Below are 7686 nucleotides of genomic sequence, written 5' to 3' on the forward strand. Positions count from 1 at the left end.
GATATGTTAAAAAATATTGTTACTATACAATTGGTAACAAAAGATATGTATCGGGGGGATAGACAGATGAAGAAACAGACCATCCTTGTGGTGGATGACGACAGAGAAATTGTTCGGGCAATTTCGAAATTACTGGAACTTGAGGGATATGAGACACTGAAAGCTTATGACGGGCTGGAGGCATTGGATATTATTGTGGAGCATGCGGTCCATCTGATCATTATGGATGTGATGATGCCAAAGCTGAATGGACTTTCTGCACTTATGAAGATCCGTGAAACAAAAAATATTCCGGTCATCATTTTATCGGCAAAGACGGAGGAGAGTGATAAGATTATCGGACTTTCTATGGGGGCAGACGATTATGTGAGCAAGCCTTTCAGTACGGAAGAACTGGTGGCCCGGGTAAAAGCTCAGCTTCGCAGGTATATGACACTGGGATCTGCAAAGGATATGGAACCGGGCAGTGAAGAGATCCATCTCGGTGATCTGGTCCTGAATAAGGATCAAAAACAGATGTATGTGACAGGAGATGAAGTCCGGCTCACTGCAACAGAATATAAGATCGTTGAATTGCTGATGTCCTATCCGGGGCGGGTGTTTTCAGCGGAGGAGATTTACAGCCGGGTATGGAATGAGGATGCCTATGCCGTGGAGAATACAGTTATGGTACATATCCGCCGAATTCGCGAGAAGATAGAGATTGACCCGAAAAATCCAAAATATTTAAAGGTGGTGTGGGGTATTGGCTATAAGATGGAAAAAGTATGAGATGTACGGGCCGAAAAAGCCGGGACTTTTAAAACGGCTTTTCTGGTATTTGAGGGACAAGTGTATGTCGATGAGAGGATTGTACATACTTTCGGTTGTCTTTTTGACAGTACTGGCGGATGTGTTTATATCATGGATGTACTATGATATATATACGACCGCATTGTATTTTTATTTTTGTGTGGGAGTCAATGTTTTTTTGTGGGTGAGCCTCATTAAACGGATTGACCGGGACACGACCAGACCTTTTTTCATGAACTGGTTTAAAAGATGGAACTGTGATGTTCTCATCCTGTTTTATGGCGTCATATTTCTGATATCCGTGTTCATTCTGGCTGCTGGTCTGGGTTATTGTATCATGTCCTATTATGACTGGGACGGGAACTGGGCGGGAACCTATTTTGCGGATGAACGTTTTGTTGGTTTGTTTTTGCCTCTTGCGGCTGTCAATGTGGCATTTCTCATGATTATCATCCAGCATTTAAAAATGCCGGAGATGCGTCAATCCGTACTTCTGAAATCCTACTGTATCCGTTTACGGGAGTGGTATCGGAAAAAACGTCTGAATTATCAGAAGAAATATGCATTTGAGCAAAAAGTATATAAAGAGATGACGGTTCTCTCCGGCGTTCTGGTCATGATTGCTCTTCTCAGTATGCTGTGTGTGATATCCGGCGGCGCTATGCGGCTTTTAATCGCATTCTTTATTATAGCGGGGACGGTCATTATTTTCATATGGCTTCATCAGCACAAAAGTTTTATGGATGATGTGGGAATTCTTATAAAAGAAATACATGAGGTCTCTGACGGTAATACACTTAAGGAGAGCGCAGTCCCCGATGATTCCATGCTTTACGCTGCGGGAGAAGATCTGACGCATGTTTATGAAAATCTGAACAGCAGTGTTGAACGCCAGGTAAAAAGTGAAAAGATGAAAGTGGATCTGATCACCAATGTTTCCCATGATCTGAAAACACCGCTGACATCCATCATCGGTTATATTGATCTGCTTAAGAAAACAGAATTGAGTGATGAAGCGAGAGATTATGTGGATATTTTGTCACAAAAATCGGAGCGTCTCAAATATATGATCCAGGAAGTTTTTGAAATTTCTAAAGCGACGAGCGGCAATATGGATCTGCATATAGAGATGGTCGATATATGTACGCTGATCCGTCAGACGATGGGGGATATGGAGGAAAGGATCATTGCGTCAAACCGGGTGATCCGAAAGCAGTTGTCGGAAGAACCGCTGTATGTGCTTACGGACGGACAGAAAATTTATCGCGTTTATCAGAATCTTATTGAAAATGCTTTGAAATATTCATTGGAGGGAAGCCGGATTTTTATTGATGCCTTTGGTGATGGGAATAACGTTACCACTATTATAAAAAATACTTCTTCTTATGAAATGAATTTTACGGAGGAGACGATAACAGAGCGATTTACCCGGGGCGATGCAAGCCGAACAACCGAAGGACACGGGCTGGGACTTGCCATTGTCAAAAGTTTTGCCGAAGCATGCGGCGGAACCTTCCATATTCATATTGACGGGGATATGTTTAAAGCCATTGTCGTTTTTAAGAGAACTTTTCCTGAAAAAAATGAAGTAGCACTTGTGCCGGAAAAAATATATGACAAATAAGTGTCCTCATGTTATACTATTCGGAAAGAGCAGATAATGCTATGAGTAAGAATAGAATGGAGGCATGACCAGGATGGCAGCAGATCAGAGTAAGATTCGTAATTTTTGTATCATCGCTCATATCGACCATGGGAAATCCACCCTGGCGGACCGTATTATTGAAATGACGGGAACGTTGACAAGCAGGGAGATGCAGGCACAGGTCCTTGACAATATGGATCTGGAACGTGAGCGGGGTATTACAATTAAATCTCAGGCTGTTCGTATTGTATATAAAGCAAAAGATGGCAATGAATATATTTTTAATTTAATTGATACACCGGGACATGTGGATTTTAATTATGAGGTTTCCAGAAGTCTGGCAGCCTGTGACGGCGCAATTCTGGTTGTTGATGCGGCACAGGGGATTGAAGCTCAGACACTGGCCAATGTGTATCTGGCATTGGATCACAATCTGGATGTAATGCCGGTCATCAATAAGATCGATCTGCCTAGTGCAGAACCGGAGCGGGTTATTAATGAGATTGAAGATGTGATCGGTATTGAAGCTCAGGATGCACCGTTAATTTCAGCGAAAAACGGTATTAATATTGATCAGGTGCTGGAGCAGGTTATTGAGAAGATACCGGCACCGGAGGGAGATCCAAAGGCTCCTCTTAAAGCCCTGATCTTTGACTCGATCTATGATTCCTATAAAGGCGTTATTGTTTTCTTCCGTGTGAAGGAAGGAACAATACGAAGAGGAACCCGTGTGCGTATGATGGCAACGGGAGCTGAGTTTGAAACAGTGGAAGTTGGTTATTTTGGAGCGGGTCAGTTCATTCCTTGTGATGAATTATCGGCGGGTATGGTTGGTTACATGACAGCCAGCATTAAAAACTTAAAAGATACTCGTGTAGGTGATACGATCACAGATGTGGAACATCCTTGTTCAGAGGCACTTCCGGGATATAAAAAAGTAAACCCTATGGTATATTGCGGTATGTATCCTGCAGACGGAGCAAAGTATCCGGATCTTAGGGATGCGCTTGAAAAACTTCAGCTCAATGATGCTTCACTTCAGTTTGAGGCGGAGACATCCGTTGCTTTAGGTTTTGGATTCCGATGTGGATTCTTGGGATTGCTTCATCTTGAAATTATCCAGGAACGACTGGAGAGAGAGTATAACCTGGATCTTGTCACAACCGCACCTTCGGTTATTTATAAGGTGCATAAGACAAATGGTGATGTGATCGATCTTACAAATCCAACCAATCTGCCGGATCCGTCGGAGATCGAGTATATGGAAGAACCGATTGTGGGCGCGGAGATCATGGTGACGACAGAGTATATCGGTCAGATCATGGAGCTTTGTCAGGAACGCCGCGGTATTTATCTCGGTATGGAATATATGGAAGAAACCCGTGCACTTTTAAAATATGATCTTCCGCTCAATGAGATCATATATGATTTCTTTGATGCATTAAAATCCCGTTCCAGAGGTTATGCATCCTTCGATTATGAGATGAAAGGTTATGTCCGTTCGGATCTGTGCAAACTGGACATTCTCATTAATCGTGAAGAGGTGGATGCACTCTCCTTTATTGTTCATAAGGATTCGGCTTATGAGCGGGGACGCAGGATGTGTGAGCGTCTGAAAGAAGAGATTCCGAGACACTTATTCGAGATTCCGATCCAGGCTGCGATCGGAAGCAAGATCATTGCGAGAGAGACGGTCAAGGCCATGCGTAAAGATGTGCTTGCAAAGTGTTATGGCGGTGATATTTCACGTAAACGTAAGCTTCTTGAAAAACAGAAAGAAGGCAAGAAACGTATGCGTCAGGTCGGTAATGTGGAAGTTCCGCAGAAGGCATTTATGGCAGTATTAAAGCTGGATGAGAAATAAAAAAGAAGTGTGTCATTTATGACACACTTCTTTTTTTATGACAATATCCAGTTTTTTCATCTTTTTATATAAGAGGCTCCTCTCGATGCCAAGAAAACGAGCTGTATTGGACATATTGTAGTCGCATTGTCTTAAGGCATCCTGAATCAGTCCGGCTTCGTAAAGATTGACCCGGTCTTTTAAAGAATTCTGAATATGATCCGGGTGGCCTGACCTGGAAGCTGCGTCTGAAATTTTTGAAGGAAGATCGGAAAGACCGATGATGCGCTGGTCACTGGATATAAAGGCACTGGAGATGACATTGTCAAGCTCACGGACATTGCCCGGCCAGTTATATTTCAAAAGACAGCGTTTTGCGCTGCTGGAAAAGATAACATTTGTTTTAAATTTTAAATTCAGCTGCTGCAGAAACATATTGGCATACAGCATAATGTCATCCGGATGTTCTCTGAGCGGAATGGTATCAATCGTCACGACGGCCAGACGATAATAGAGATCGGCACGGAAAGTCCCTTCTTCCATCATCTGCTGGAGATTTTTTCGGGTGGCTGCGATAATACGTACATCTACAGGAATCGGTTTCGTTCCGCCGACACGTTCAATTTCATGTTCCTGAAGGACGCGGAGCAATTTTACCTGAAGCGGAAGGGGAAGATCTCCGATTTCATCAAGGAAAAGGGTTCCGTGATTTGCAAGTTGAAATTTACCGACTTTACCGCCTTTTCGTGCACTTGTAAAAGCACCTTCTTCATATCCGAACATTTCAGATTCCATAAGTTCCATCGGTATAGCACCGCAGTTCACGCACACGATCGGTTCATTGGCACGGTTGCTTTCAATATGGATAGATTTGGCGATCAGCTCTTTTCCGGTACCGGTTTCTCCCGTGATGAGGACAGAAAAATCGGTTTTTGCAACTTTTAATCCCATCAGACGCAGAGCAGTGATTTTGGGATCATTGCCGATATATTTGTCAAAACCGCTTGTGTGGAGCATTTGATTCTGATATTCGGATTTGTAATAGGCATGTTCTGCTTTCAGAACTTCCTGAGCAATATCCAGTGAGCGTTCTTTAAATTTCATCTGGGCCATGGCACCGATGAGCTGTTCATTCTCATCAAAAATACAGAAGCGGTTGGCGATGGCATAGGTGTGGCGGGATTCTTTTGTTTCACTTCCGACATAGGGGTGCATGTAGATGCTGCCCGCATCGTCTCCGCGCTGTCTCCGGTTCATGACATCGTACATGGAGGTGGTGGAAATGATTTTTTCAATAGGATGACCAAGAATATTTTCTTTTTTACGTCCGAGGAAATCACAATATTTGTCATTGATATCCGTAATAATACCGTGGCTGTCAATGACAATGAAACCATCTTCGGATTTGTCCATCAATTCTTCAAAAATGAGTTTATAGCGGTGATCATCTGACATGTGAACGTTCTCCTTTGCAAAATTATTGTCTTTATGATATCACAAAAAGTGAAAAAATGACACAGATTATAAAAAATGACATATGTTTTTTGCGAAAATTCAAAGGATTTTTTGGAAAAAGGCTTATTTTCAGCGGGATTTTTTAATTTTAATAATTTGGAATAAAATTTGCTGTAAATAATTATTAATTAAAAGAAAAAAGAAAGGATGAGGGTATTATGACGAAAGTAAATTTAGAGGAAGTATTGGTTGGCAAGAAGATGGAACCGCGTTATCTGGAGTATAACTGGCGTGATGTTGCATTATATGCACTTGCTGTCGGTGCACACAGAGAAGATCTTCATTATACTTATGAGAAATATCTGAAAGCAATTCCGACTTATGGAACGATCCCTTACTGGGGAACGGTAAATGTTAAACCTTACCAGTGGATGCCGCTTCCGGCTTCGATGCTTGCGGATGAGATCATTAAGCCGACGGTTGCTTTTTTGAATATGGACCATGAGATTATCTGGCATCGTCCGATTGATCCGATCAAAGGTACTTTCCAGTGGCAGGATCAGATCACGGATGTTTACGACAGAGGTGAAGGCAAGGGCGCTGTTGTAAAAACAAAGGTCGACGTTCGTGATGAGGCAGGCAATCTTGTATGTACAAACTATTCGACAACTTTCTTCCATGAAGCCGGCGGTTTTGGAGGAAAACCAATGCCGAAGAACCCGATTGAGATACCTGCAAGAGAACCGGATTTCGTTGTGGAAGATTACATTTCCCCTGTCCAGAATCTTCTTTACCGTCTGACAGGTGATACAAATCTTATTCATGTAGACCCGGACTATGCAAAAGAGTATAAGTTTGACCAGCCGATCATTCAGGGACTCTGTTCCTTCGGATTCTCCTGTCGTATGGCCATTGATGCTTTAATTCCTGGAGAACCTGAGAGAGTGAAACGTATGGCTGCACAGATGCGTAATGTTTTACTTCCGGATACACCGGTTGCACTTCATATCTGGAAAGAAGAAGAAGGAAAAGCACTTTTCCAGTTTGTTGATACGAAAAATAATCGCCCGGTACTTGACCGCGGTGTATTTGAATGGAAATAGTCCTCCGTAAACTTTAAAAAATATAAAGTTAAGTAAGATGGAAAACAGTGTCTTAAATTACCAGTTATTTTTGACACTGTTTTTCTGTTATACATAAATATTATGTGCTACAATGGACAGAAGAAAAGGAGGAGACAGAGAATGCAGAGAGAACCGTTGGAATTATATATCCACATACCCTTCTGTGTAAAAAAGTGTCTGTACTGTGATTTTCTGTCCTTTGGAACAGAGGATGAGAGACTCAAAGGCACACCGTGCCTTCCTTCGAGGAAAGAGCCTGTGCCCCAGAACTATATTGAGGCATTGTGCCGGGAAATCGGAGAATGGGGACGAAAAAAAACGTTGAGGCACCGTCCGGTGATTTCTGTTTTTTTTGGCGGGGGGACACCGAGTCTTATGTCAGAAAAACAGATTTTTCAGGTGATGGCGGCATTAAGGGAGACATTTTCGATTCAGAAAAATGCGGAGATTACGATGGAGTCGAATCCGGGTACACTGACACTTTCAAAACTGAAAGCCATGCGTTTTTGCGGAATTAATCGACTGAGTATCGGACTTCAGTCCACATCGGATGAGGAGCTGAAGACCCTCGGACGTATTCACAGTTACGGAGCTTTTTTGCAGAGCTTTAAATGGGCACGGGAGGCCGGTTTTCATAATATAAATGTGGATCTGATGACGGCACTGCCAAATCAGACAGAAGAATCTTATAGGCAGACGTTAAAACAGGTTCTTTTGCTGGAACCTGAACACATTTCTGCCTACAGCCTGATTATTGAGCCGGATACGCCTTTTGAGAAGATGGAGGAAGAAGGAAAACTGAATCTTCCGGATGAGGATTCCGAACG

At 42.6% G+C, this 7686-nt stretch carries 6 protein-coding genes; 5 read left to right on the forward strand and 1 reads right to left on the reverse strand.

What is annotated here, in order from left to right:
* Positions 1-66 precede the first annotated feature (66 nt).
* The 3 genes from QZZ35_RS01670 (at position 67) to lepA (ending at position 4301) form a co-directional block, all read left to right on the forward strand.
* Complete coding sequence (locus QZZ35_RS01670; protein WP_291235868.1) at positions 67-771, forward strand: response regulator transcription factor; 705 nt, start codon at positions 67-69, stop codon at positions 769-771.
* The gene (locus tag QZZ35_RS01675; RefSeq protein ID WP_291235869.1) at positions 746-2416 is read left to right on the forward strand and encodes a sensor histidine kinase; all 1671 of its coding nucleotides are present in this window, start codon (positions 746-748) and stop codon (positions 2414-2416) included. The genes QZZ35_RS01670 and QZZ35_RS01675 overlap by 26 nt, the downstream gene beginning before the upstream one ends.
* A gap of 73 nt (positions 2417-2489) precedes the next feature.
* Positions 2490-4301 carry a translation elongation factor 4 gene (lepA, locus tag QZZ35_RS01680; RefSeq protein ID WP_291235870.1) on the forward strand — a complete coding sequence of 604 codons (1812 nt, stop codon included), beginning with the start codon at positions 2490-2492 and terminating at the stop codon, positions 4299-4301.
* Positions 4302-4313: 12 nt separating this feature from the next.
* On the opposite strand, the gene QZZ35_RS01685 is transcribed toward lepA, so the two are convergent.
* Complete coding sequence (locus QZZ35_RS01685; protein WP_291235871.1) at positions 4314-5735, reverse strand: sigma-54 interaction domain-containing protein; 1422 nt, start codon at positions 5733-5735, stop codon at positions 4314-4316.
* A 218-nt stretch (positions 5736-5953) separates the two neighbouring features.
* Here QZZ35_RS01685 and QZZ35_RS01690 point away from each other — a divergent pair, with 218 nt between their 5' ends.
* Together QZZ35_RS01690 and QZZ35_RS01695 are read left to right on the forward strand one after the other, a co-directional pair.
* Positions 5954-6838, forward strand: a complete 885-nt coding sequence (locus QZZ35_RS01690; protein ID WP_291235872.1) for a MaoC/PaaZ C-terminal domain-containing protein — start codon at positions 5954-5956, stop codon at positions 6836-6838.
* A 141-nt stretch (positions 6839-6979) separates the two neighbouring features.
* Positions 6980-7686: coproporphyrinogen-III oxidase family protein (locus QZZ35_RS01695; protein ID WP_291235873.1), on the forward strand; the 707-nt coding region annotated here is incomplete at its 3' end.

The organism is Frisingicoccus sp. (genome assembly GCA_016298055.1).
Taxonomy (GTDB): domain Bacteria; phylum Bacillota; class Clostridia; order Lachnospirales; family Lachnospiraceae; genus Frisingicoccus.

What these genes read in the sequence shown, in the direction of transcription:
- QZZ35_RS01670 (WP_291235868.1), top strand. Translation starts at nt 67, where the DNA reads ATGAAGAAACAGACCATCCTTGTGGTGGATGACGACAGAGAAATTGTT.
- lepA (WP_291235870.1), top strand. Translation starts at nt 2,490, where the DNA reads ATGGCAGCAGATCAGAGTAAGATTCGTAATTTTTGTATCATCGCTCAT.
- QZZ35_RS01685 (WP_291235871.1), bottom strand. Translation starts at nt 5,735, where the DNA reads ATGTCAGATGATCACCGCTATAAACTCATTTTTGAAGAATTGATGGAC.
- QZZ35_RS01690 (WP_291235872.1), top strand. Translation starts at nt 5,954, where the DNA reads ATGACGAAAGTAAATTTAGAGGAAGTATTGGTTGGCAAGAAGATGGAA.